General features: G+C 65.1%; 21 protein-coding genes. 5 read left to right on the top strand and 16 right to left on the bottom strand.

Features of this window, described 5'->3' with window-relative positions; translation table 11 throughout:
- Positions 1 to 262: 262 nt before the first annotated feature.
- Entirely contained in the window at positions 263 to 3,613 is a 3,351-nt protein-coding gene (lysX, locus tag HH308_RS22735) for a bifunctional lysylphosphatidylglycerol synthetase/lysine--tRNA ligase LysX (protein WP_170196542.1), read from the bottom strand.
- Between the two features lie 58 nt (positions 3,614 to 3,671).
- Here lysX and HH308_RS22740 point away from each other — a divergent pair, with 58 nt between their 5' ends.
- A complete protein-coding gene (locus tag HH308_RS22740) occupies positions 3,672 to 3,884 on the top strand; it encodes an RNA-binding S4 domain-containing protein (protein WP_170196543.1) in 213 nt (70 codons plus the stop codon).
- A gap of 14 nt (positions 3,885 to 3,898) precedes the next feature.
- Here HH308_RS22740 and HH308_RS22745 read toward each other — a convergent pair whose 3' ends face one another.
- Together HH308_RS22745 and HH308_RS22750 are read right to left on the bottom strand one after the other, a co-directional pair.
- Positions 3,899 to 4,054: a hypothetical protein gene (locus HH308_RS22745; RefSeq protein ID WP_170196544.1), complete on the bottom strand. Its 156-nt coding sequence runs from the start codon at positions 4,052 to 4,054 to the stop codon at positions 3,899 to 3,901.
- Between the two features lie 239 nt (positions 4,055 to 4,293).
- Complete coding sequence (locus HH308_RS22750) at positions 4,294 to 5,181, bottom strand: cutinase family protein (protein WP_170196545.1); 888 nt, start codon at positions 5,179 to 5,181, stop codon at positions 4,294 to 4,296.
- On the opposite strand from HH308_RS22750, the gene HH308_RS22755 reads away from it, so the two are divergent.
- Positions 5,180 to 5,344 carry a hypothetical protein gene (locus tag HH308_RS22755; RefSeq protein WP_170196546.1) on the top strand — a complete coding sequence of 55 codons (165 nt, stop codon included), beginning with the start codon at positions 5,180 to 5,182 and terminating at the stop codon, positions 5,342 to 5,344. The genes HH308_RS22750 and HH308_RS22755 overlap by 2 nt on opposite strands.
- Here the strand turns inward: HH308_RS22755 and HH308_RS22760 are convergent.
- Complete coding sequence (locus HH308_RS22760; protein WP_170196547.1) at positions 5,341 to 6,792, bottom strand: glutamate synthase subunit beta; 1,452 nt, start codon at positions 6,790 to 6,792, stop codon at positions 5,341 to 5,343. The genes HH308_RS22755 and HH308_RS22760 overlap by 4 nt on opposite strands.
- Positions 6,785 to 11,428 carry a glutamate synthase large subunit gene (gene gltB, locus HH308_RS22765; protein ID WP_170196548.1) on the bottom strand — a complete coding sequence of 1,548 codons (4,644 nt, stop codon included), beginning with the start codon at positions 11,426 to 11,428 and terminating at the stop codon, positions 6,785 to 6,787. Before gltB ends, HH308_RS22760 begins: the two co-directional genes overlap by 8 nt.
- A 399-nt stretch (positions 11,429 to 11,827) precedes the next feature.
- Here gltB and HH308_RS22770 point away from each other — a divergent pair, with 399 nt between their 5' ends.
- Positions 11,828 to 12,922 (top strand): alpha/beta hydrolase, encoded by a 1,095-nt coding sequence (locus HH308_RS22770; protein WP_312870817.1) that lies wholly within the window; start codon positions 11,828 to 11,830, stop codon positions 12,920 to 12,922.
- A 91-nt stretch (positions 12,923 to 13,013) separates the two neighbouring features.
- Here HH308_RS22770 and HH308_RS22775 read toward each other — a convergent pair whose 3' ends face one another.
- Both HH308_RS22775 and HH308_RS22780 read right to left on the bottom strand, forming a co-directional pair.
- Entirely contained in the window at positions 13,014 to 13,316 is a 303-nt protein-coding gene (locus HH308_RS22775; protein WP_170196549.1) for a hypothetical protein, read from the bottom strand.
- A gap of 336 nt (positions 13,317 to 13,652) precedes the next feature.
- Positions 13,653 to 13,958 carry a hypothetical protein gene (locus HH308_RS22780; protein WP_170196550.1) on the bottom strand — a complete coding sequence of 102 codons (306 nt, stop codon included), beginning with the start codon at positions 13,956 to 13,958 and terminating at the stop codon, positions 13,653 to 13,655.
- 154 nt (positions 13,959 to 14,112) lie between these two features.
- Between HH308_RS22780 and HH308_RS22785 the strand changes: the two genes are divergently transcribed.
- Positions 14,113 to 14,880, top strand: coding sequence for an isocitrate lyase/PEP mutase family protein (locus tag HH308_RS22785; RefSeq protein ID WP_170196551.1), 768 nt, complete (start codon positions 14,113 to 14,115; stop codon positions 14,878 to 14,880).
- 150 nt (positions 14,881 to 15,030) lie between these two features.
- Here HH308_RS22785 and HH308_RS22790 read toward each other — a convergent pair whose 3' ends face one another.
- From HH308_RS22790 to HH308_RS22815, 6 genes are all read right to left on the bottom strand, one after another.
- Positions 15,031 to 15,957: a ketopantoate reductase family protein gene (locus HH308_RS22790; RefSeq protein WP_170196618.1), complete on the bottom strand. Its 927-nt coding sequence runs from the start codon at positions 15,955 to 15,957 to the stop codon at positions 15,031 to 15,033.
- 38 nt (positions 15,958 to 15,995) lie between these two features.
- Positions 15,996 to 17,165 (bottom strand): enolase C-terminal domain-like protein, encoded by a 1,170-nt coding sequence (locus HH308_RS22795; protein WP_170196619.1) that lies wholly within the window; start codon positions 17,163 to 17,165, stop codon positions 15,996 to 15,998.
- The gene (locus HH308_RS22800; RefSeq protein WP_170196552.1) at positions 17,162 to 18,697 is read right to left on the bottom strand and encodes a class I adenylate-forming enzyme family protein; all 1,536 of its coding nucleotides are present in this window, start codon (positions 18,695 to 18,697) and stop codon (positions 17,162 to 17,164) included. Before HH308_RS22800 ends, HH308_RS22795 begins: the two co-directional genes overlap by 4 nt.
- Before the next feature lie 71 nt (positions 18,698 to 18,768).
- Positions 18,769 to 19,890, bottom strand: a complete 1,122-nt coding sequence (locus HH308_RS22805; RefSeq protein ID WP_170196553.1) for an alpha/beta hydrolase family protein — start codon at positions 19,888 to 19,890, stop codon at positions 18,769 to 18,771.
- Positions 19,887 to 20,459, bottom strand: coding sequence for a VOC family protein (locus HH308_RS22810; protein ID WP_170196554.1), 573 nt, complete (start codon positions 20,457 to 20,459; stop codon positions 19,887 to 19,889). The genes HH308_RS22805 and HH308_RS22810 overlap by 4 nt, the downstream gene beginning before the upstream one ends.
- Positions 20,460 to 20,547: 88 nt before the next feature.
- Positions 20,548 to 21,174: a TetR/AcrR family transcriptional regulator gene (locus HH308_RS22815; protein ID WP_170196620.1), complete on the bottom strand. Its 627-nt coding sequence runs from the start codon at positions 21,172 to 21,174 to the stop codon at positions 20,548 to 20,550.
- Between the two features lie 292 nt (positions 21,175 to 21,466).
- Here HH308_RS22815 and HH308_RS22820 point away from each other — a divergent pair, with 292 nt between their 5' ends.
- Positions 21,467 to 22,414 carry a DUF389 domain-containing protein gene (locus tag HH308_RS22820; protein WP_312870818.1) on the top strand — a complete coding sequence of 316 codons (948 nt, stop codon included), beginning with the start codon at positions 21,467 to 21,469 and terminating at the stop codon, positions 22,412 to 22,414.
- On the opposite strand, the gene HH308_RS22825 is transcribed toward HH308_RS22820, so the two are convergent.
- From HH308_RS22825 to HH308_RS22835, 3 genes are all read right to left on the bottom strand, one after another.
- The gene (locus tag HH308_RS22825) at positions 22,392 to 22,934 is read right to left on the bottom strand and encodes a polyhydroxyalkanoate synthesis regulator DNA-binding domain-containing protein (RefSeq protein ID WP_170196556.1); all 543 of its coding nucleotides are present in this window, start codon (positions 22,932 to 22,934) and stop codon (positions 22,392 to 22,394) included. The two genes, HH308_RS22820 and HH308_RS22825, sit on opposite strands and share 23 nt — an antisense overlap.
- Before the next feature lie 135 nt (positions 22,935 to 23,069).
- The gene (locus tag HH308_RS22830) at positions 23,070 to 23,360 is read right to left on the bottom strand and encodes a YtxH domain-containing protein (RefSeq protein WP_170196557.1); all 291 of its coding nucleotides are present in this window, start codon (positions 23,358 to 23,360) and stop codon (positions 23,070 to 23,072) included.
- A gap of 100 nt (positions 23,361 to 23,460) precedes the next feature.
- Positions 23,461 to 24,852, bottom strand: coding sequence for a DUF445 domain-containing protein (locus tag HH308_RS22835; protein WP_170196558.1), 1,392 nt, complete (start codon positions 24,850 to 24,852; stop codon positions 23,461 to 23,463).
- Between the last annotated feature and the right edge of the window lie 91 nt (positions 24,853 to 24,943).

The following is a 24,943-nucleotide window of genomic DNA, read 5'->3' on the forward strand; positions in this document are numbered from 1 at the left end:
ATCCACTCCGCTGGTTGAACCGGGCCGGAGCGTTAGCGTAGGCCCGTGTCGAAACCACGCAACCCGACGATGCCAGCACACCAAACACCTAGCGACAGCTGGCAATTCATCTCACCATGATTTCGACACGCTCGTCGCTAACGCTCCTCACGGCTCAACCACCGGACGGGCACCACGGTTTCGACACGCTCGTCGCTAACGCTCCTCACGGCTCAACCAGCGGAGGGCCTGCCGCAGCGAATCCCGGCCCCAACACCGGGCCCTAAACCGGCTTCACCAATGGGAATGCGAGCGACTCGCGGATCGACTGGCCGGTGATCAGCATCGCGATGCGGTCCACCCCGAGTCCCAGACCGCCCGTCGGCGGCATCGCGTATTCGAGCGCCTGCAGGAAGTCCTCGTCGATTTCCATCGCTTCCGGGTCACCGCCCGCGGCCAGCAACGACTGTGCCGTCAGCCTGCGGCGCTGTTCCACCGGATCGGTGAGTTCCGTATAGGCGGTACCCAGCTCGACGCCCCAGGCGACCAGATCCCAGCGCTCCGACACGCCGTCGATGCTGCGGTGCGGTCGGGTCAGCGGCGACACCGACGACGGGAAGTCGATGTAGAAGGTCGGCGTGGTGGTCAGCGCCTCGCCGAAGTGCTCGTACAACTCCTGCACGATCTGCCCCGCATCCCACGTGGGGCGGATCGGAACGCCAACGCGCGCGCTGTGTTCGCGTAGTTCCTCGACGGTCGTCGACGGCGTCACCTCGACTCCGACGCCGTCGGTCACGACGTCGTAGACCGAACGCACCGGCCACTGTCCGGAGATGTCGACCCACTCCCGTTCGCCCGCATCGTCGGTGCGCACGATCTTCGGCGATCCGTGCACGGCGGTCGCCGCGTACTGGATCATGTCCCGGGTGAGGTCGAGCATCTTGCGGTAATCACTGTGCGCCTCATAGGCTTCCAGCGAGGTGAACTCCGGATTGTGCGAGAAGTCGACACCCTCGTTGCGGAAATTGCGGCCGATTTCGAAGACCCGCTCGACGCCGCCGACACAGAGTCGCTTGAGGTAGAGCTCGGGGGCGATACGCAGATACAGGTCGAGGTTGTAGGCGTTGATGTGCGTCAGGAACGGCGTGGCGTTGGCGCCGCCGTGAATCCGTTGCAGGATCGGCGTCTCCACCTCGATGAAGTCTCGGTTGTCGAGGAAGTCGCGCAGCGCGCGCACCACCGTGCTGCGGGTCTTGAGCAGGCGCCGACTGTCGGCGTTGATCGCCAGATCCACATACCGCTGCCGCACCCGCGACTCCGGGTCGGTGAGCCCACTCCACTTGTCCGGCAACGGATGCAGGCACTTTCCGATCATCGTCCACGACGTCGCCAGCACCGACGTCACGCCGGTTCGGCTGGTTCCCATCGGTCCGGTGACGCTGATCAGGTCGCCGAGATCGACGCTCGCGGCGAAGTCTTCAGTTCCGGGCCGCAGCGCGGCGGGCTCCACCAGGACCTGTACCTCGCCCGACCAATCGTGCAACTGCGCGAAGACCACCCCGCCGAAGTCACGCACCCGGGTGACGCGCCCCGCGACGACGACCCCGGTGCCCGCTTCGCTCGACATCGCGTCGACAACCGTGTGCGACGGCGGATCGGCGACCGGGTAGGGATCGATTCCCTTGTCGCGCAACGCTTGCAACTTCGCCATCCGCACCCGGACCTGTTCCGGGCGACGCGAGGTCTCCTTGTCGGCGACGCGCTCGACGTCGAGCTGAACGAGCAATGCACCGAGGTCCACACCCGCGGGCACCGACGATTGGCCCGCTACGTACTGGCGGCGCCGCCAGGTCAACGACGGCAATGTGATGAAGCCTTCGGCCACCACGCTGGCCAGACCCACCCGCGGGATCATCCGCGAGTCTTCGTAGCAGAGGTAGCGCGGCACCCAGTCCGGGAAGTATTTCGCGTTGGACTTGTACAGCGATTCCATCTGAAAGAACTTGGAGCCGAACATCAATACCGAGTACGACAGCCGCATCACCGGTCCCGCGCCGATCTGGCTGCCCTGTTCGAAGAACGCGCGGAAAGTCGCGAAGTTCAGCGAAATATCGGTCACGCCGACGTCCTCGGCGTTGCGGGCCAGCTCGCTGACCATCAGCTCGACGATGCCGTTGACCGATTCGCGGTCGCGCCGCATGACGTCGAGTGACACTCCGGTGCGCCCCCACGGCACGAAGGACAGCATACCGACCACCTTCGGATGGTCGGTCTCCAACCCCGAAACCGCCTCCACCAGAAGGCAATTGCCGTCTTGATCGTCGCCGAGCCGGCCGAGTGCCATGGCGAAGCCGCGCTCGTCCTCGGTGTCGCGCCACTGGTCGGCAAGGGACACCATCTCGGCGCGCTCGGCGTCGGACAGTTCCGAATGACGTCTGATCCGCACGCCGATACCGGCCCGTTTGGCGCGGGTCACCGCCTGTCGCACACTCTTCATCGTCGGACCGTTGAGGCTGAAACCCGCGGTGTGCAGAATCGCCTCGTCGCCGATGCTGAGACTGCTGAACCCGGCGAGATGGTAGGCCTGCGCGCCGCGGGAGCTCGCGCCCATCGCAGACGGATGCCATCCGTAGCGGTCACACAGGGTCAGAAAAGCCTCGATGGCGGCCGGCCACGACTGCGGGTCGCCGATCGGGTCACCACCGGCGACGCCGACGCTGAGTTCGACGCGGTAGGTGATCGCTGCCCGACCGTCCGGCGCGAACACCACCGCCTTGTCGCGCCGCGTCGAGAAGTACGCGAGCGAATCGTCGTCGTTGAACGTCGTGATCAGGGCCCGGACAAGCCGCTCGTCGTCGACTGTCATGAACGACTTGAGACGCTGCGAGCGCAGTAGTACGACGGCCGCGGCCATCAAGGCGAGCGCCCCGAACAAGCCGAGCAGTCCGTTGATCGGCGGATAGGTGTGGTGACCGTCGAAGGTCCGCGAGTCGACCGACCCGAACGCGACCACCCGGTTGAGGGCGTAGGCCAGGCGCTCACCGTGCTGCAGGTCACGCGGGAACAGCATCACCAGTCCCCAGCCGATCAGGGTGGCGACGGCAAGCCCGCCGAACAGCACCGCGAGCGCTGCCAATCCGGCGCCGCGCCGCACGCGCGTATAGAACTGGCGGTAGGTGACGATCAGAAAGGCCAACGCGACGACGTCGAACCCGAGACCCACGTAGATGCTGATGCGTTCGGTGTCGTCGACGTCGAACTGCGAGGCGATCGGGTCGAACAGGTACACGACGTTCGACGCCATGAAGAGTACGAGATAGCCGACGAAGATCCACCAGGCCATCCGCTTGCGCCGACCCAGCGCGATGGCGACCATGGCGAGCACGAACGCCCACGCGAAGCTCGTGTCGGGCATCGAGATGATGAAGCTGTCGATGAAGTCGCGCGGCACATGGATGAGACGCCGAAACGGCGGCAGGATGCTCGACGCCAGGGACAATCCCGCGAGCACGCCGAGAACCGTCGCGGCGATACGCGGGGCGTCGGCGCCGAACCCGCGGGGACGTCGAATATGTTCGATCAGGTCATTCGAGCGCCAGTTCGCCTCGCGCGCCCGCACCGTGTCCACTGCCATGGGTCAACGGTAGCCTCCGGGTCGGACAGGCACGGCAGTCGACACTACAATCGCAGCGGTGAGCGATATTCCGATCCGCGACGACTCAATTCGCTTGGGACAGTTCTTGAAACTAGCTAATCTGATCGACTCGGGCGCAGACGCCAAAGCTGTCATCGCCGACGGAATGGTCAGTGTCAACGGGGAAGTCGAGACCCGGCGGGGGCGGCAACTGGTCGTCGGCGACACGGTCGAGTTCGAAGGCGAGAGCGCCCGCGTCATCGGCGAGTAGCGCACGCCCCGCCGCTATGAGGTGAGGCTCTTGAGCTCCGCGCTCGTGATCAACCGCTCGGCTTCCTCGGGAAACAGGCGGGACACGCGTGGACGACGCAGGCGTCCGGCCGCGATGGTGGTCAACGACAACGACTTACGATGACTGAGACGTGCGGATGCGTGCCTCATATCAATCACTCCCCGGGAGTTACTCTGCTGCGGGTTGCAGCTGGCGGTCAATCTTCTACGTTCAACTGTAGTGGCAATTCTCGATGGCGCACTTCCAATGGCGAAGAAGTGGCCAACGACACTAGGCACTGCCCAGCAAGCGTTACATATGAACTATCGAGTAGGGCATCGACGCCGTTACCCGTGTAGGACGAACGGATGAACGCACGTGCGTCGACATGCGAGTTGCGAGCCTTCGGTTACCGCAGCTTCGCGAGGAAGTTGTGGGCCCAGGCCACCGCGGTCACGCCGGGCTTCACTTCGAATCTGGTGTAGTCCGAGTGGGCGCCCGACTCGAGGAACCGGTTGAACTCGATGATCTGCTCGCGTGCCTTGGCGTTGCTCAACTCGCCCGGAATGGCGCCCAGCCCGCCGCGCAGCGTCAGGTCGACGAAGATGGCTGCCGCCTCACCCTGATACTGCGCGATCTGACTGGGCGTCGGATCACTCGTCTCGGCCAGGTAGCCGACGATGCGGGTGACGTAGTAGTCCCGCGGAACGTTGCAGTAGAGGTCCTGCGGTGCGCAGATGGTGAAGGTCTTGTTGCTGACCCACCCGAATCCGTTGAGCCGCGCGCCGCCGCTTCCCTGACCGGTCAGCGGCGGCCCGACGAGCGCGTCGCGCCGCGACCGCCGCGGATCTGAGATGAGCACCGCCCCCGCGAACTGGCTCGGTCGGATCACGCCCTGGCCGGTTCCGATCTCCGATGCGACGTCACCCGCGGCGTCGGCGCCCTGGCTGTAGCCGGTCAGCGCGATCCGGGCGCCGGGACAGCGACGCAGCATGGCGAGCGCGAGTCCGCGGGTATTGGCGGCGGCCTGCGCCTTGGAATGTCCGTAGATGGCGCCGCCGTTCTCCCAGGGGAAGGCGGTCGCGTTGTATCCGACGATCTCGACCTGCGTCTGCGGCCCCAGTCCGGAGATGACCGAACCCAACACACCCGGGCCGGACGCCCACGTGCCGGGCACCGCGAGAACGAAGATCTTCGGGCATCCCGACGTGGGCTGCGCCTGAGTCGCCGCGGGCATGACCAGTCCCCCGGTGAGCGCCGATACCACTGCCGCCAACACGATAAGGCCGCGTCGCATGACCACGTTCATCTCCTTCCGAGCCCGCCGAGTGTTCTTCGGCGCGTTCGACGGTGCAAGTGTAGTTATCTTCGCCTACGTCGGCGAACCCGTCTTTTCCCGCAAAGACCGCGAGCCCGGACATATGTCCGGGCTCGCGACTGCGTTGCGTCTGACTATCTAGCGCTGTGCGACCTGAGTCGGAACGATCGGTGCGGGCAGATCCGACGATCCGGTCAGGAATTCATCGGCGGCAGCCGCGGCCGATCGGCCCTCGGCGATCGCCCACACGATGAGCGACTGACCACGGCCCGCGTCACCCGCGACGAACACACCGGGGACGGTGGTCTCGAATTTGTCGTTGCGCTTGATGTTGCCGCGAGCGTCGTATTCGACGCCGAGCTTGTCGAGCAGGTCGCCCCGCTCCGGCCCGACGAAGCCCATCGCGAAGAGCACGAGGTCGGCCTCGATCTCGAAGTCACTGCCTTCGACCTTCTCGAACCGTCCCGCGTTCATCTTGACCTCGTGGGCCTTGAGTGCGGTGACCTTGCCGTCGCTACCGACGAACTTCTCGGTGTTGACCGAGTAGACGCGATCGCCGCCCTCTTCGTGCGCCGACGACACGCGGTACATCAGCGGGTAGGTCGGCCACGGCGTGGACTCGGCGCGCTCGGTCGGCGGCTTGGGCATGATCTCGAACTGGTGCACCACCTCGGCACCCTGCCGCAGCGACGTGCCGAGGCAGTCCGCGCCGGTGTCGCCGCCGCCGATGATGACCACCTTCTTGCCGGTCGCGGTGATCTGGTCGACCACCTCGTCGCCGTGCTGGATGCGGTTGGCCTGCGGCAGGAACTCCATCGCCTGATGGATGCCGTCGAGCTCGCGGCCCGGCACCGGCAGGTCACGCGCGATGGTCGAACCGTTGGCCAGGATGACGGCGTCGAAGTCGCCGCGCAGTTGCTCGACGGTCACGTCGACGCCGACGTTGACGCCGGCCCGGAAGACGGTGCCCTCGGCTTCCATCTGCTCCAGGCGGCGGTCGATGTAGTGCTTCTCCATCTTGAACTCGGGGATGCCGTAGCGCATCAATCCGCCGATGCGGTCGGCCCGCTCGAAGACGGTGACGTCGTGTCCGGCACGCGTAAGCTGCTGCGCCGCAGCCAATCCGGCCGGACCCGACCCGACGACGGCAACCTTCTTGCCGGTCTTCTCGGTGGCCGGCAGCGGTGTGACCCAGTTACTCGAGTAGGCGTTCTCGATGAGCTCCACCTCGACCTGCTTGATGGTCACCGGCGGCTGGTTGATGCCCAGCACGCACGACGCCTCACACGGAGCCGGGCACAGGCGACCGGTGAACTCCGGAAAGTTGTTGGTCGCGTGCAGCCGGTCGATGCCGTCGGCCCACCGGTCGCGGTAGACCAGGTCGTTCCACTCCGGAATCAGGTTTCCGAGCGGACAGCCGTTGTGGCAGAACGGAATACCGCAGTCCATACACCGGCTGGCCTGCGTCTTGAGGGCGGACTTGTCGAAGTCGGTGTAGACCTCTTTCCAGTCCATCAGGCGCAGGTCGACGGGCCGGCGATCCGGGGTCTCGCGGTCGGTGTGCTTGAGGAATCCACGTGGGTCAGCCATTGTTTGCAGCCTCCATGATCGCGTCGTTGACGTCGCGGCCGGTCCGTTCGGCGGTTTCGATCGCCAGCAGGACTCGCTTGTAGTCGCGGGGCATCACCTTGCGGAAGGCGGCCTTCGCGGTGTCATTGAGCCCGCTCGCTCCGCTCCCGGCGCTCGTGTCGAAATTGTCGAGAATCGCTGCGGCGACAGGCGATTCGGTCTCGTTGCGGTGCTGGGCGATGATGTCGGTGAGGAACGCGACGTCGTCGTCGTCGAGTTCCTCGATGTCGACGAGCTCGCGATTCAGGTTCTCCGACAACACATTGCGCGGGTCGTAGACATAGGCCACGCCACCGGACATGCCGGCCGCGAAGTTACGTCCGGTGTCGCCGAGGACCACCACCCGACCACCGGTCATGTACTCGCAGCCGTGGTCGCCGACGCCTTCCACGACGGCGGTCACGCCCGAGTTGCGGACGCAGAACCGCTCACCGACGACGCCGCGCAGGAAGATCTGCCCCGACGTCGCGCCGAAACCGATGACGTTGCCCGCGATGATGTTGTCTTCTGCGACAAAGCCTTCCGGTGTGGCAGCCGCCGGCCGAACGACGATCCGGCCGCCGGAGAGTCCCTTGCCGACGAAGTCGTTGGCGTCGCCCGCCAGCCGCAGCGTGATGCCCTTGGGCACGAACGCACCGAAGCTGTTGCCCGCCGACCCGGTGAAGTCGATACGGATGGTGCCGTCCGGAAGTCCGTGGGCGCCATAGGCTTTGGTGACCTCGTGGCCGAGCATCGTGCCGACGGTGCGGTTGACGTTGGTGATCTTCGACGTGAACGACACCGGCTTCTGGGTGTCGATCGCCTCTCGCGCCTGCGCGATCAGCTGGTTGTCGAGGGCCTTGTCCAGACCGTGGTCCTGGGTGCCGGTGCAATACAGGTCCTGGTTCATGAACGGCGAAGCCGGGAAGGCCAGGATCGGCGACAGGTCGAGCTTGCCGGCCTTCGCCGAACTCCAGTGCGCCAACGCCTTTGCCGTGTCGAGCGCCTCGACCTGGCCGACAGCTTCCGCCAGGGTGCGGAAGCCCAAGCGCGCCAACAGTTCCCGAACCTCTTCGGCGATGAACAGGAAGAAGTTCTCGACGAACTCCGGCTTACCGGCGAACCGCTCACGCAGCAGCGGGTTCTGGGTGGCCACACCGACCGGGCAGGTGTCGAGGTGACACACGCGCATCATGATGCAGCCCGACACGACCAGCGGCGCGGTCGCGAAACCGAATTCCTCGCCACCGAGCAGCGCGGCGATCACGACGTCGCGGCCGGTCTTGAGCTGACCGTCGACCTGCACCACGATGCGATCGCGAAGTCCGTTGAGCAGCAACGTCTGCTGGGTCTCGGCCAGACCGAGCTCCCACGGTGCACCCGCATGCTTGAGCGAGGTGAGCGGCGTGGCTCCGGTGCCGCCGTCGTGACCGGAGATCAGCACGACGTCGGCGTGTGCCTTCGACACACCCGCGGCGACCGTTCCGACGCCCACCTCGGAGACCAGCTTCACGTGGACGCGGGCCTTCGGATTGGCGTTCTTCAGGTCGTGGATCAGCTGTGCGAGATCCTCGATCGAGTAGATGTCGTGGTGCGGCGGCGGCGAGATCAGCCCGACGCCCGGCGTCGAACCGCGGACCTCGGCGACCCACGGGTACACCTTGTGCGGCGGAAGCTGGCCGCCCTCACCGGGTTTCGCGCCCTGCGCCATCTTGATCTGGATGTCGGTGCAGTTGCTCAGGTAGTGCGACGTCACGCCGAAGCGGCCCGACGCGACCTGCTTGATCGCACTGCGCCGCCAGTCGCCGTTCTCGTCGTGGTGGAAGCGGCGCGGGTCTTCGCCGCCCTCACCCGAGTTCGAGCGGCCGCCGAGGCGGTTCATCGCGATGGCGAGCGTCTCATGGGCCTCGGCCGAGATGGAGCCATAACTCATCGCACCGGTGGAGAATCGCTTGACGATCTCGCTGGCCGGTTCGACCTTGTCGATCGGGATCGGGTCGCGGTCACCGAAGTTGAAGTCGAAGAGTCCGCGCAGCGAAGCCATCCGGCGAGACTGGTCGTCGACGAGCTTGGTGTACTCCTTGAAGATCGAGTACTGGCCGGTGCGTGTCGCGTGCTGCAACTTGAAGACGGTGTCCGGGTTGAACAGGTGGTATTCGCCTTCGCGACGCCACTGGTACTCACCGCCCACTTCGAGTTCACGGTAGGCGCGCTCGGCGGGCCGCTCGCTGAACGCCAACTGGTGGCGCGCGGCGACGTCGGCGGCGATCTCGTCGAGACCGATGCCACCGAGCTGGCTGTTCAGCCCGGTGAAGAATTCATCGGTGACTTCCTGCGAAAGGCCGATGACCTGGAACAACTGGGCACCGGTGTACGAACCGACAGTCGAGATGCCCATCTTGCTCATCACCTTCAGCACGCCCTTGCCGGCTGCCTTGATGTAGTTGGCACGGGCCTTGGCGAAGTCGGTCGCGAGGTCGCCGGTGGCGCCCGGCAGACCGAGTGCATCCCGTTCGAGCAGGTCTTCGATCGATTCGAAGGCCATGTACGGGTTGATCGCAGCCGCACCGAAGCCGACGAGGGTGGCCATGTGGTGCACCTCGCGGGCATCACCGCTCTCCACGACGATCGAGACATAACGGCGTGTCTTCTCGCGGACCAGGTGATGGTGCACGGCCGACATCAGCAGCAGCGACGGGATCGGCGCGAGAGTCTCGTCGGACTCGCGGTCGGACAGCACGATGATCCGCACGCCGTCGGCGATCGCCTTCGACGCCTCGGCGCGCACGGCGTCGAGCGCGGTCCGCAGTCCGGTGCCGCCCTCGGCGACCGGGTAGAGGCCGCGGATCACGATCGGTCGGAACTCCGGGTACTTCTCGACGTCGATCTCGACCAGACGCGCGAGGTCGTCGTTGGCGATGATCGGCGAGGCGCCGACGATCTGCCGGCACGACGTCGCGTCCGGGTTGAGGATGTCGTGCTCGGCACCGAGACGGATGCCGAGGCTGGTCACGACCTCTTCGCGAATGGCGTCCAACGGCGGGTTGGTGACCTGGGCGAACAGCTGCTGGAAGTAGTCGAAGAGCATCCGCGGGCGGTTGGAGAGAACCGCGATCGGGGTGTCGGTGCCCATCGAACCGATCGCCTCGGCGCCGGTGCGCGCCATCGGCGAGACGAGCAGGTTGAGATCTTCGGTGCTGTAGCCGAACACCTGCTGGCGCAACGCGACTCGGTCGTGCGGCATGTGGGTGTGCGGCGGCGACGGCAGATCGGCGAGGCCGACCTGGTTCTCGGCGAGCCACTGCTCGTACGGGTGTTCGGCGGCGAGCTGGTCCTTGATCTCGACGTCGTCGACGATGCGGCCCTGCACGGTGTCGACCAGGAACATCTTGCCCGGCTGCAGACGCAGCTTCTGCACGACGTCGGCGTGGTCGATGTCGAGGACGCCGACCTCCGAGCCGAGCACGACGAGGCCGTCGCGGGTGACCCAGATACGCGAGGGGCGCAGTCCGTTGCGGTCGAGCACGGCGCCGATCACGTCGCCGTCGGTGAAACACACCGACGCCGGACCGTCCCAGGCCTCCATCAGTGCCGAGTGGTACTCGTAGAACGCGCGGTGCTCGGGCTTCATCGACTCATGGCGTTCCCACGCTTCGGGGATCATCATCAGCACGGCGTGCGGCAGCGATCGGCCGGCGAGGTGCAGCAGTTCGAGCGTCTCGTCGAAGCGAGCGGTGTCCGACGCTCCCGGGGTGACGATCGGGAAGAGCTTCTCGCTGACGTCCTCGCCGAACACCGAGGTGTCCATGAGCGCTTCGCGGGCACGCATCCAGTTCTCGTTGCCGTTGACGGTGTTGATCTCACCGTTATGGGCGACCCGACGATACGGGTGCGCCAGCGGCCAACTGGGGAAGGTGTTGGTGGAGAACCGCGAGTGGACCAGGCCCAGCGCGCTCTCCACGCGACCGTCCTGCAGGTCGAGGTAGAAGTCGCGCAGCTGCGGGGTGGTCAGCATGCCCTTGTAGACGAAGGTCCGGCCGGACAGGCTGGGGAAGTAGACGGTCTCCGACGCTTCGGCGCCCTGACCCGCACCCTTGTTGCCGAGTTCGTGCTCGACGCGCTTGCGGATGATGTAGGTCCGGCGTTCGAGTTCCATACCCGACGCGCCGGCAATGAAGACCTGCTTGAAGGTAGGCATCGCATCGCGGGCGAGCGCGCCCAGGGAGGACTCGTCGGTCGGCACGTCACGCCAACCGAGGATTTGCAGGCCCTCTGCCTCGACGATCTTCTCGACGCCGGCGACCGCGTGGCGGGCGTCTTCGCTGCCCTGCGGCAGAAACGCGATGCCGGTCGCGTACTCCCCCTGCTCGGGCAGCGTGAAGTCGACGACCTCACGGAAGAACCGGTCGGGAACCTGGATCAGGATGCCCGCGCCGTCGCCGGTGTTCGGCTCGGCACCCGCCGCGCCGCGGTGCTCGAGGTTCACCAGCGCGGTGATCGCCTTTTCGACGATGTCGCGGCTGCGTCGTCCATGCATGTCGACGACGAACGCGACGCCACATGCGTCGTGTTCGTTGGCCGGATCGTACAGCCCCTGTGGGCCGGGAGCCTGCTTCATTATTGCCCCTACTCTGTGCGCGACGCTGCGCCGCGAAATTCAACGACAAGAATCATCCGGACATACTTCGCGCGAACCCAGGGGTTACGGGTGCGCTCGCTTGCGGCGGCTGGGCTGCAGTCGCCGTGATGTCGCGAGCGTCGCCCAGGTGTTTCTGGTAGCGACGTCCGGGCCAGCGTCGTTGCTGACCGAATTCGGATCGGAACACCGGGCTTGGTGGCCAGGCTTCTCGATGCCTACTGCCCACGAGAGCATTGGTTGTATTTTCGCACGCTTGGGCGCAACTATCGAAATCAATTGCCGAAGGCTGCCGCGGCTGGGCGCTGACCTGCGGTGATCGGGTCGGGAAAGTTCGCGATTCGGTGCGTGGCCCCAGCTTTGACATCTTATGGTGACTTTGTGTCAATACTTGCCTCGCCGCCGCTCCCGGCCGCCACCGGTCGGCCGACCATCAGCTGCGCGGCCCGTCGCTCGACGTCGCCGGCGGCCGCGCGCCACGACGACTGGCTGCGTCCACACGGATCAGTGCGTTCCCGGATGGTCAACGGCTACCTCTCGCTGGTCGCGCCGCGGGCGATGGCCGCGGTCGAGCTGATTCCGCCGGCATTCGCACCGGCGATGGTGACCACATTGCGTCCCGCGGTGAATTCGACGCTGGTCGCGCTCAGTCCGACACCTCGCGGGACCACTGCGCGCCCGGTATCGGTGTCGGTGCGCGGCACCCTGCCCGGCCGACCGGTCGAACATGTACGCGGCGAGTGGGTCTACGGACCCGATGTCGAAAGACCGGTGGACCCGGCGTCGGCGTCGATCATCTACTACCTGCACGGCAGCGGTTACGTCGTCTGCTCGCCGCGGACGCATCGCGGACTGGTGTCGAGACTGTCGCAGCGGACGAGTCGCGCCGTGTTCAGCCTCGACTATCGGCTCGGCCCCCGCTATCACCAGCCGGCGGGCGGCGACGACACCATCCGCGGCTACCACTGGCTGCTCGACCTCGGGTATCGGCCGGAGAACATCGTCGTCGCGGGCGATTCCGCGGGCGGGCATCTCGCGCTGGACCTACTCGCCGACAATCATCGGACCGGGACGGCGCAACCCGGCGGAATGGTCTTGTTCTCGCCGCTGCTCGACCCGACGTTCGGTCTCGCGGTGAACCGGCAGGCGCGCGGCGTTCGGGATCCGATCATCGATGCGGCGGCCGCCGCACGCTTCCTCGAGCTCTACACCGGTCGCGTCCAGCGCGACGACCCGCGCGTCATCGCGCCGATCACCGCGGGAATGTCGTTGCCGCCCACGCTGATTCAGGTCGGCGCGCGCGAGGTGATGGCCGACGACGCGCGTGGCATCTACGACGAATTGCGAGTCGCGGGCGGGTTCGTGCAGTTACAGGAGTGGCCGGATCAAGGTCACGTGTTCCAGATGTTCCCGTATCTCACGCCGGAGTCGAGGCGCGCGGTCAGCGAGGCGGCCCGGTTCATCCGCGGGTTGTAGTCCCCCGCCCCGCAACAACTGAAAACCCCCCGTCACGAGGAGGGATTCTCCTCGGGCCGGGGGATTGTTTTCAGAGTTGTGTTCGGCTGTCTCACGCGGTCTTGCGGACGATCGAGAGCTTCTCGACCGAATCGGTCAGCGAGATGACCTGCTTGCGAATCGACTCGATGTTCTTGTCGGTCGGGCGCACAGAGTCGCGGATGTCGACGACGCGGCGGCGAGTGCCTTTCTCGACGTCGGCGGCAGTGTCGATCAGGTCGTCGAGAACATCTTTGGTGGAGTCGACGAACGACGACAGGAAGTCAGCCAGATGAGCCGTCTGCTTGACGCTCTTCTTCTTGGTGCCCTTGGCCTTGGCGGTAGCGGCGGTCTTGGTGGTGGTCTTTGTAGCCATGTCAGTGTCTCCTTGGTTGAGGTGTTCCCGTTTGCGTAATCAATACTTTACGCATCGCGTTATTGATTACGCAATGCGTTGTGAGACAAGTCACGTGAGTGCCACCCGCCGGTTGAGCCGGGCCGGAGCGCAAGCGAAGGCCCGTGTCGAAACCACGCGACACACTCAAACTCGCGCGCCATGCCCGGGTTTCGACTCGGCTTCGCCTCGCTCAACCAACGGAAGAGGCGCTCGCTCAACAACGGAAGCAGTGGGCCCCGGACATGAAAATCCCCCGACGACGTGGAGAGATTCTCCACGGTCAGGGGATTGTTTTCAGAGCTGTGTTCGTCTGTCTCACGCGGTCTTGCGGACGATCGAGAGCTTCTCGACCGAATCGGTCAGCGAGATGACCTGCTTGCGAATCGACTCGATGTTCTTGTCGGTCGGGCGCACAGAGTCCCGAATGTCGACGACGCGGCGACGAGTACCCTTCTCCACGTCGGCGGCAGTATCGATCAGATCGTCGAGAACATCCTTGGTCGAATCGACGAACGACGACAGGAAGTCAGCCAGGTGAGCGGTCTGCTTGGCGCTCTTCTTCTTGGTGCCCTTGGCCTTGGTGGCGGTGGCGGTCTTGGTGGTGGTGGTCTTGGTAGCCATGTCAGTGTCTCCTTGGTTGAGGTGTTCCCGTTTGCGTAATCAATACTTTACGCACCGCGTTATTGATTACGCAATGCGTTGTGGCTGAGCTCACAGTTGAACCGGACCGCGCGAAACTCTCGACGATGTCGTACCCACGGAGTAGGCAGTACACATGACTACCCCCACCGACACCCTGCGCGGCTACGCCGACACCCTCCTCGCCCTGCATCAGCCCGGAAACCCCGTCGTCCTGCCCACCGTCTGGGACGCTTGGTCGGCAAAGCTCGCCGTCGACGCCGGATTCTCCGCACTCACCGTAGGCAGCCACCCGGTCTCGGACTCGATCGGCAAACCCGACAACGAAGGCCTTACCTTCGACGATCTGTTGACCCGGGTCGCACAGATCACCGCTGCCGTCGACGTCCCCATCTCCGTCGACATCGAGTCGGGTTACGGCGAGACCGCGCAGCGGTTGATCACCGGACTCCTCGACGCAGGGGCCGTCGGCCTCAATATCGAAGACACCGTGCACAGCGAGGGCGGACGCCTGCGAACATCGACCGAACACGCGGAACTCGTTGGCGAACTGCGAAAGTCAGCCGACGATGCCGGCGTGCACGTCGTCGTGAATGCACGCACGGACCTCTTCATCCGCAACGACGGCGACGATTCGGACCGAGTCGAACGCGTCATCGCCCGCCTCAACGAGGCCGCTGACGCCGGCGCCGATTCGCTGTACCCGGTCGGGCGCCACGACCCCGACACGCAACGTCGGCTCACCGGCGAACTGCGCCTGCCGGTCAATGCGATCGCGTTGCCCGGCGTCGACGATCCGGCGTCGTTCGGCCCGCTCGGCGTCGGCCGGATCAGCTTCGGACCGTTCCTACAGGGGGCGCTGGCCGGACACGCGACAACGCTGTTGGGTCGCTGGACCGACTGAGACATCGGCAGGCAGTGTTGCGGCCCCGAGGCGCGCAACTGTCGGTATCCGGTAGCAGCGTGGCGCCTGGAACACAGCGCGAACGAACTGGCGTGCCCGGCCACTTTCGCCTGCGGGTCCCGGCCGGCACTCCGTTACCGGCCAGGACGACTACGACCTTGTGTCCCAGCGGGATTCGACCGTCAGCACCAGTGCTGCCAACGTGGCATTGACCGGCGCATGCAATCCGACCTTGGCGGCCTCGACCGGCACGGCACCGTTTATCACCCCGATCTCGCTCGGGCGCAGCGCTTCATGATCGAGGAGTGCCGACGGCTTGGCGTCCGGCATCTGCCGGCCGAACGCGATCGCGAACTCCACTGGATCGGCGACGGTGATCGGGATCTCCAACGCACGGGCCGTAGTCCAGGCCTCTGTCGCTGCGTCCTGACTGATCGGGGCCATAACGGCATCATCGATCACCTCGCCGACCGTCATTCCGGTCAGCGCGCATGGTGCGCTGTACGCGACGTTGCAGATCAGCTTCTCCCATTGCATCGCAGCGATATTCGATACGGCTTCCGCATCGAAACCGCCAGCCCTCCAGGCCTGCGCAACCCGTTCGACGCGTTCTCCGCTGAGTCCCGCATAGCTGCCGAGTCGGATGGCTCGCATCGCGTTGTGGTGTGCACGGCCGGGTCCGGTGCGCGCGGCGCCGAAGCCGCTGGCGATCCCCACCGCCAGCCGATCCGCCCCGACATGTTCGGCCACGAGGTCCGCCGAACCCAATCCGTTCTGAATTGTCAGGACCACTGTGTCAGTGCCGAGGAGCGGCCCAAGTGACCGCGCTGCGGCCGCGACGCCCGCTGCTTTGACCGCGAGCACGACCAGATCGACTGGCACGTCGGGTACGGATGTGTAGGCAGGCAGTCGAATTCCGAATTCCCCGTCCGGGCCATCGACATATAGGCCCGCGGTGCTGATGGCAGCCACGTGATCGGCCCCTCGGTCGACCACGATCACATGGTGACCGGCACGAGCTAATCGTCCCGCATACACCGAGCCCATTGCACCGCAGCCGACCACGGCTACCGACATGGGTGCAGCGCGGTGTACCTGGCTCTCCTCGGCGTCGCTCATCCCAACAGTGCCCCGATCTCGACGTCCAGACCTGGTTTGCCTTCGAGTCCGAATCCTGGGCGCTGTCCCGGGGTGATGACGCCGTCGACGACCGCGCAGTCGTCCGTGTACCCGCCGAAAGGTGCGAATACACCCGGATACGCCTCGCAGCCACCGAGTCCCATACCAGTGACGATGTGCAGATTGATCAGGTGCCCACCGTGCGGCACCGCCTGCCTGCGATCAAACCCTCGCTGCTCCATCAGATCGATCATCGCGGCGTACTCGGTAAGGCCATAGCTCAGCCCCGCATCCATCTGCAACAGGTCGCGATCGGGCCGAAGTCCGCCGAAATCAAGGAGATTCACGGTATCGCCGACCGAGAAGAGGTTCTCACCCGTCGCGAGTGCGCCGCTATATGCCCCGGCGAGTTCACGATGCGACCGCAGATCCAGCGGGTCGACCGGTTCCTCGTACCAGCGCAGCCGATACGGCTCCAGCGCCTGGCCATACGCCAGCGCAGTCGCACAGTCGAAACGCCCGTTAGCGTCGACGGCCAGCCGTCCGCCATCACCGACGACGCTCAGCACTGCCTCGATGCGGCGTCGATCCTCGTCCAGCGGCGCGCCGCCGATCTTGATCTTCACCGCCTGATAGCCCGCATCGAGATAGCCGCACACCTCATCGACGAGTCCTCGGTCATCCCCGTCGCTGCGGTAATAGCCGCCCGCGGCATACACCGGAACTCCAGCGCTATTCGGTTGTCTGCCATGGTGATCGGCGATGATGGCATGCGCGGGTACATCGTCGATCTTGGCCAGCAGATCCCAGCACGCCAGTTCGATCGACGCGGCAGCCGCTGCGCGATCGCCGTGCCCTCCGGGCTTCTCGTCGCGCATCGCGGATGCCAGCACCCGCGCTGGATCGATCCGCCCGCTATCGGTGTCCAGCAATGTTTCTGGTGGTGCCGCAAGCACTCTCGGTATCATCCGGTCTCGGAGGATGCCGCTCTGAGCGAATCGGCCGATCGAGTTGAAAGCCACCCCTGCGACTGGGCGGCCGTCACGGATCACATCACTGATCACCGCGACCAGCGACACCGTGTGATCGGCGAAGCTGACCACCGAGTTGCTGATCGCTCCACGAAGCGGCACACTGCGCTCGCGAATATCGACGATGCGCATCAGGTGTCGGCCCGCTCTGCCACGAGGTCTGGTAGTCGGTGTTTGACGACCTTGCCGCTGGCCGTGCGCGGCAGCTCGTTGACTACCTCCACGTGTGTCGGGCATTTGTAGTGCGCGATCCGCTCCCGGCAGTACGCGATCAATTCCCTCGGGTCCGGGTCGGTTGCGTCGGCGGCGACAACCACCGCCACCACGGTCTCGCCCCAACGGTGATGCGGCATCCCGAACACGCCCACCTCACTGACCGCCGGATGCTCGGCCAGCACGTTCTCGATCTCGACCGGGTAGACGTTCTCGCCGCCGGTGATGATCATGTCCGACATGCGGTCGGTCAGATAGAGATAGCCGTCAGCGTCGAGGTGTCCGGCATCCCCGGTACGGAACCACCGATCCGCATCGAAGGCTTTGACGTTGTCCTCGTCGTTCTGCCAGTATCCGGGCGTGACCAGCGGGCTGCGCGTCCAGACTTCGCCGGTCTCCCCGATGGCGGCATCGCCAGCGGTTCCGGGTACCCGCACCGCGATCTCGACACCGGCGGCCGGCCGCCCGGCCGATGCCAGCCGCGCGCCGCCGGTCCGGTGATCCTCGATGTCGAGAAATGTGATGGGACCGCAGGTCTCGGTCATGCCATAGCTCTGGATGAAGTCGCAGCCGAGGACCGATTGCGCCTCGACGATCAACGCCGGCGGCATCGGTGACCCCGCATAGATGAGGGTCTGCAGTTGGGGCAGCTCGATGGTCGCCGCCTCGGGTACACGCACCATCTCCTGCAGGATTGCCGGCACCGTCAGCATGTGGGTGGCCCCTACCTCCACCATGGTCGCGAGCACGCTCGCCGGTGACGCGCCGCCGGTACCGACGAAGCGGGCGCCGCGACCCAAGCAGTAGAAGAGCCAACCGGTTCCGGACAAGTGGAACAGCGGCGCCGGAACGCAGATCACCGAGTTGTCGTCAATGACCCAGGGAGACGCGGCGGCCAGATTCGCCGCGATCTGGCCGTTGGTGACGCGTACCGCCTTGGGTGTGCCGGAGGTACCAGAGGTGTACATGAGAAGGACATCTTCGTCGGCCGGGTGATCGCGGGCGGGAACTTCAGTGGGCCCGTCCGCGCCCCAATCGGCATATTCTCCGACACGGTCTCGCTCTGCGTCGAACACCACGGTCACCGACTCATTCGACAGCGCCGGATTCACCAGCGCCGCAAACGCCACGTCGGCCACCACGACCGTCGGTCGGCAGTGACGGAGCAGACGATCGACCTCGCTCGGTGACAGCCGCCAGTTGATCGGGACCGCCGCGATGCCGGTCTTGCTGGCCGCGACCATGATCTCTGCCCACGTCACCGGGTCGGCACCGACATACGCGATCGGCCCGGGAATTCCGGCGAGAACGGTCGAGAGCTGCGACGCACGACGGTCCAATCCCGCGAAAGTCTGCCGATGGCCTGCGACACTTGCGACCGCGATCGCATCGGGTTGGACCACCGCCCAGTGCTCGGTCATCGAGGCGATCGATTCCCACATCCGTATGTCCATGTCGCCGTTTCTCTTTCGCGGAAGTCGGGTGAGGCTGGTGTCTCGTGTCGGAGCACTCGTGCCCCGGGTCGCTAGTTCAGCCGGTCGGCGATCCAGCCCGCGACGAGATCTGCCATCTCGACCCGGGCGCCGTCGTCGCCGTTCGGCCGCCGGAAGTAGTGGTCGGCCGAGATGACATGCTGCTGAATGTCTTTCGATCCCAAGGCGGCCACGATGGCTGCGGCATCGCTGGGAAACACACCGGTGTCGCCGTCGGCATTGATCACCAGTGCGGGTTCGGTGATCCGCCCGAGGTGGGGAGCCGCACTGGTCTGCGAATCCTGGAGACTCCAGAGCGAAAGCCAGGTGCGCAGACTATTGGTGCCGGCGATGCCGAAGATCGAGTAGTTGGCCCTTGCCGGAACACCGGCGTAGCAGGAATTCGGCTCTCGATTCGTCGGCTCGATCGACGGATCAACCATCCGCGGATCGGCCCACGCGCGGTACAGGTTGAAGAGCCGGTCGTGATATCCAGCCTCCTGCACGCGCGCGAGCTCCTTCTTGACCCAGTCGGTGATCCGATGATTGCGGGCCACCTGAGCCGCGCGGTACCGGTCGATGAACTCGGCGTCGAACGGTGGCGTGCGCCCATCTCGGAACAGGCTGAGCTCGGGATCGGTTGCCAGTGGATCGTTTTCGTCAGTTACCGACGGATCGAACCAGTTCGTCAGTACTTCTGGACGCCCCAGGTGCGCGGCGGTGGACACATAGAGATCGGCCGCGGGCAGGTCTTCCACGCCGGTCGCCGGGCGCATGCCGTCTAGCGGCCGGACATTCGCCTCCTTGGCCTGTGACTGATAGGCGGCCATCAATGAACCGCCACCCGAGTTCCCCAGCAGCACGACATTTTCCACACCCTGTTCGCGCAGCCAGCGCACCCCTTGTCCGATGTCGACGAGCGCGTGATCGAGCAGAAAGGTGTGCTCGTTCCCGCGGAAACGGGTGTTCCAGCCCAAGAATCCGATGCCCCGCTGGGCCATGTATTCGGCGAGATAGTGCTCGGAGAAGTCGATCGCATAATGCGCGGCGATCATCGCCGTCTTCGGCATCGCGCCGGCCGGCCGGTGATACACCCCCTGGCACGGATGGCCGCCCGCGCCGTGCCGCGCCGCCGTGGACGAATCGAGCGCGACCCAGTCGCGTTCGATTCTCACCGCTGATTCGCCAGGGCTCGGATCCGTCGCTCACTCGCTGTCCGCGGTGTATGCGCCACGTCGTCGGGCGTGAATTCCCGGAGCCAACAGGCGAATTCGAGGAGAATACCGTCAGGATCCTGGAAATAGAACGACCGCACGTACACGCCGGGATGCATCTGTCTCGCGACCTGGGTCTCGCTGTCGTCATGGTTGACCACCGGACCGACCGCGACTCCGGCCTCCTTGAGCTTGCGGCGGTACTCGACGAACTTCTCGGCCGGTACGTCGAACGCGATGTGGTTCATCGAGCTGACCGCGCTGATCCACTCGCCGAAACCGGGTTTCTCGACCGGTGCCGACGCACCCGGGATCCCGTCGGGGGCCTCGGTGAACCAGAAGAAGGCAAGCGAGTTGCCGTTACCGGCATCGAAGAAGAAGTGCTGTCCCAAGCCGCCGGGCAGCTCGACCGTCTTGGTCAGCGGCATCCCCAGGACGCCCGAGTAGAAGTCCACGGTCCGCTGCATGTCGGAGCAGACGAGTGCCAGATGGTTGAAGCCCCGGAATTCAAAGGGACGATCTGTGGTCATGGTCACACCTTTCGACAGACCTGATACTAACGTCAGATTCATATTTTGGAAACCCCTCGACCGGCGCGGACGAGTGTCCGGTCGGCGGCTACGGATACCAGTAGATGGCTCGATACCAGATGTCCGCGAGCGTGGACACGGCCACGTCCTCCGCCACCCCACGGCCGTGACGGCGGTCAGCCAGCTGCTCGTAGCAGAACTGGTTGAGCATTGCGACGATCGCCTCCGCCGTCACATCGGGCCTGATCCCCGGGCAGTATCCGTCCGACTGCGCGCGCACGATCGTCTGCGCGATGCCGTCGATCGCAACACCGCACAGGTCGTGCCAATAGTGGGCGAAATCGTCATCGACCATCGCCAGCTGACTGATCGCGATCATCTCCGCCAGCCGATCTCGGTAAGTGTCCCAATGCGCATGGGCAGAACGATCGATTCGATCACGCGCCGTGAGCCCGTGTTCGTACGCGGGAGCCACCCGCTCACGGACCTCGTCCTGGAATCCTTTCGCCCAGTACCTGACGAGATCTTCCTTGGAGTCGAAGTAGTTGTAGAACGACGCCGAGGACCGGCCCGACTCGGCAGCGATATCACTGACCGTCAGTCGCAGGAAGCCCTTGTCCTCGATGACCTTTCGCGCCGCCGCCTCGATCGCCGCCAGCGTCTCCCGCCCGCGCGCGGTCGGACGCGCAAGTGCCCTCTTCGGTTCCGGCTCCATCATCGGCGATGCCCGCCCGGCAGATCCCTCACGCGAGACACGTTACGACCCACCGGGCAACCGCACGTATGAAACATCGTGCGCTATCCGAGACCAGAGACCGCTATTTCAGCGCAGGTGAGTGACGGAGGCGTCGTGGTACGCGCGGCGAGCCGGCGTGGGAAAGTCGGCAAAATAGCAGGTCACCAAGGGCAGAATGCCCTTGCCGGAACAAATATCGACGGGTTTTCGCGAGCGGCCAGCCCCCCACGCAGCTGGCGTACACGCTCGGGTACCGGGCAGAATCTCGCCTGTGCTGAACATCCGGGTCATTGCGCCCGCTCACCTCTGCGACGCCGCCCGTGCACTCGTCGACGACGATCCCACCGTCGCCGACGTCGTGCAATTGGCCGGTACAGCCGACAACGGTCTGCTGCTGTTCGACGTCGCGCGCGAGAACGCCAATGCAGTCCTCGCCGGGCTTCGTGCGCTGGGCATCGAACGGTCGGGATCGATCACCCTCACCGAGCCGCTGACGACGATCTCCGACGCCGCGCACGCGGCCGAGGCCCACGCACCCGGCCATCCCGACGACGCCCTCGTCTGGGAGCAGATCGAAGACCAGGCCCGGGACAGTTCGCGTTGGTCGTGGTCGTTCATCGGATTTCTGTTGCTGGCGACGCTGATCGCCAGTGTCGGGCGGTACACCGATCAGCCCATCCTCATCGTCGGAGCGATGGTCGTCGGACCGGAGTTCGCCCCGATCAGTGCCGTCTGCATCGCCCTGGTGCGTGGGCGTCTATCGCTGATCCCTCGCGCGTTCGGCACTCTGCTGGGCGGATTCCTGCTGGCCTGCGCTCTGACGTGGATGCTGTGGGCGATCGCCTACGCACTCGGCTGGATCGACTTCACCAAGGCGACCACCGGCGAGCTCACCGAGTTCATCGTCGCCCCCGACATCTGGTCGTTCCTGATCGCTCTGCTCGCCGGGTGTGCGGGCGTGCTGTCGCTGACCTCGTCGAAGTCAGCGGCGTTGGTCGGCGTGTTCATCTCCGTCACGACCGTGCCCGCGGTGGCCACCCTCGGCCTGACCCTCGCGGTGGGCGCCTGGGCCGAGACCTGGTCGGCGTTCGTTCAACTGGCGGTGAACGTCGCCGGACTACTCATCGCGGGAACCGCGACGCTGCTGGCGCAACGGCTCGCGTGGCACCGGTTCGGCCGGCTGCCCAAGGCGATGATCACTCCCCGGTCTGCTGCTTGAGGAGCAGCGTCACCGCCTCGGTCAGCTGCGCGACCTGATCGCGCAGCTCCTGGATCTCGGCCTCCTGCCGCTCGATCTGGGCGTTGGCTTCGTTGAGACCGTTGGACTTGTCGGTATCCCCGCCGGCCAACGCTCGTGCGGCGTTCACCAGCGCGGCGATGTCGGCGGAGCTTGTTCGTTTTCCGGTCACCGCCTCCTCCTTCTTCTCCGAACCGATATCTGAAATGCGGCTGTCCAAACCCGTCCCCTCGACGACGGTCTTGGCGACGTCAGCCGGCGCCCGCAACAGATCGGCCAGGAAATTCGACGACCCCGGCGTCGACTGCGCTTTGCGCCGGAGCACCTGCGCGAGCACCTCGTCGGTACGATCGACACCCGAGTCATGGTCGCGCACAACGACTTTCTTCCCGTCGTCGAGTAACGCCGCCACCTCGTCGAGCGTCGTGAACTTGCGCCGGACCGAGTCGTACAGTTTGCGGTTCGAGTACCGCTTGATCAAATATTCTTCGTCGTCAGACATCTGCCGTCCTCATATCCGCGCCTGCCACGCCCGTTGCCGGCGTCATCGTCCCAGCCTAATCGTCGCCGAACACGACAAACGCCCGGACGCGGTCTTAGGACCTCGGCCGGACGTCAGCGCGGGAAAGCGCGTCGATCACTTAGTCGAAACGCGCAGGTTGGCGAGCTTCTCCACCTGATCGGACAGGTTGCGGACCTGCTTGCGCAGCGACTCGATGTCGATGTTCGACGGCGTGACCGTCTCGCGGACGTCGTCGGCGCGCTCACGAACGTCCTTCTCGACGTCGCCCGCGGTTTCGAGCAGGTCGTCGACGAGATCCTTGGTGGAGTCGATGACCGACGAGAGGAAGTTGGTGATGTGAGCTTCCTGGGTCTTCTTGGCCTTCTTGCCTTCGGTGGACTTGGTCGACTTCTTGCTGCTTGCCATGCTGATCACTCCTTGTTGGTGTTCGCGTTTGCGTAACTAAGACATTACGCAGACGCGTAAGTTTACGCAACGCGTTGTGATGCAGTTCACACCAATGGAGTTAGTGGACCAGGTTCTCCATCAGCACCACCTGCAGGTCACCGACGAGGAAGCCCAGGATGGCACCGACCATGATCAGGGTGTTCTCGTCGGCCTGGAAGGCCGGACGCAGCACGCCCTCGAACTCCTCCGGAGTCATGGCGACCATCTTCTCGACCATGGTCTCCTTAATGCGTAACGCCGAATCGAGATACTCCTCGGCCGGGCCGGCCATCAGCTTCGGCATCACATCGACGAGGTCTTCGGCCGCGGCCTGGCACATCGGCTGGATCTGCAGCACATCGAGCCCGACTCCGGTGACGCCCTTGAGCGGCACACTGGCCGCACCCGTGACCGCCCCCAACAGGTTGCCCACCGAGACCGGGCCCACGCCGAGCTCTTTGAGTCCCGACAAGTCGCCGACCTGGGATTCGACCATCTTGTCGACGTCGCCGACCTCGTCGCGCAGCGACTCTTCGATGATCCCCGCGAACAGGTCGACGAGCTTCTTGCGGTGCGGTCCTTCAAACAATCCGCGGACCAGCCGGTCAGCGGTAAGCACGCGCGTTGCGATCAGCACGCCGTATTCCTGCGAGACCGGGATCTTGTGCTTGAGGAACAGTCCGTGCCACTTGATCACGCCGAAGTACTTCTTCGGCTCCTTCGGGTTGAAGATCAGGCGCAGCGCGGCCCAGTCGGTGAACCAACCGGTGAACAGGCCGAACAGCGGCATCATGATCGGGCTGCGGAAGATCAGCCACACGCAAACCTGGACCAGACCGATGAGGAAACCGAAGAACAGGCCACTGCGCCGGATGAAGGCGAACTCGCGGCTGCCGACCTCCAGGAACATCTTCTCCAGGGTGTCTGGATCGGCAAGGAACTCCTTGGTCACCATCGCCTGCAGATCGAACACCTCGTCGATGTTTTCGGTCAGCGAATCCACCAGGGACACAACGGCATCGGGTGCGGCGCGCTGCGTCCTCTCCACGACGAGGTCGCGCGCCGGGCTGGGCAGGATGTTCCACGCCGCCGGCTGGTACTCCTCGGCGACGTCGCGGACGATCCGCGCCACTTCGGCACGCATCGGTCGATCGATGAGCGCCGCGAGTTCGGCGCCGTCGACGCGCTCGATGATCTCCTGGGACGAGATCAGCCGGCCGGTCAGGGTGTCGCAGAGCACCTCGACCATCTCCGGCGCCCGTTTGGGGATGATGCCCTGCCACCCGATCGGGCCGATGCCCTTGAACTTCTGCGGCCGGAACATCATCTTGATGGCCACGATCTTGGTGCCGTAACCGATGAGTGCCGCGATAATCGGCATCGTCGCGTACACCCACCAGTGATGTTCGATGTCGGTGATGATCTCGGGAACGGATTGAATCGTCGCCGTAAAGATGTCGGACCATTGCATGACAGCGATTGTTCCGCACATAACCGCGGTGATAGGCCGTTTCCCGACACACATGGTCGGTCGACCAGAATCTTGTCCCACGACTCGTAAA

The sequence above is a fragment of the Gordonia asplenii genome (assembly GCF_012933505.1).
Classification (GTDB): Bacteria; Actinomycetota; Actinomycetes; order Mycobacteriales; family Mycobacteriaceae; genus Gordonia; species Gordonia asplenii.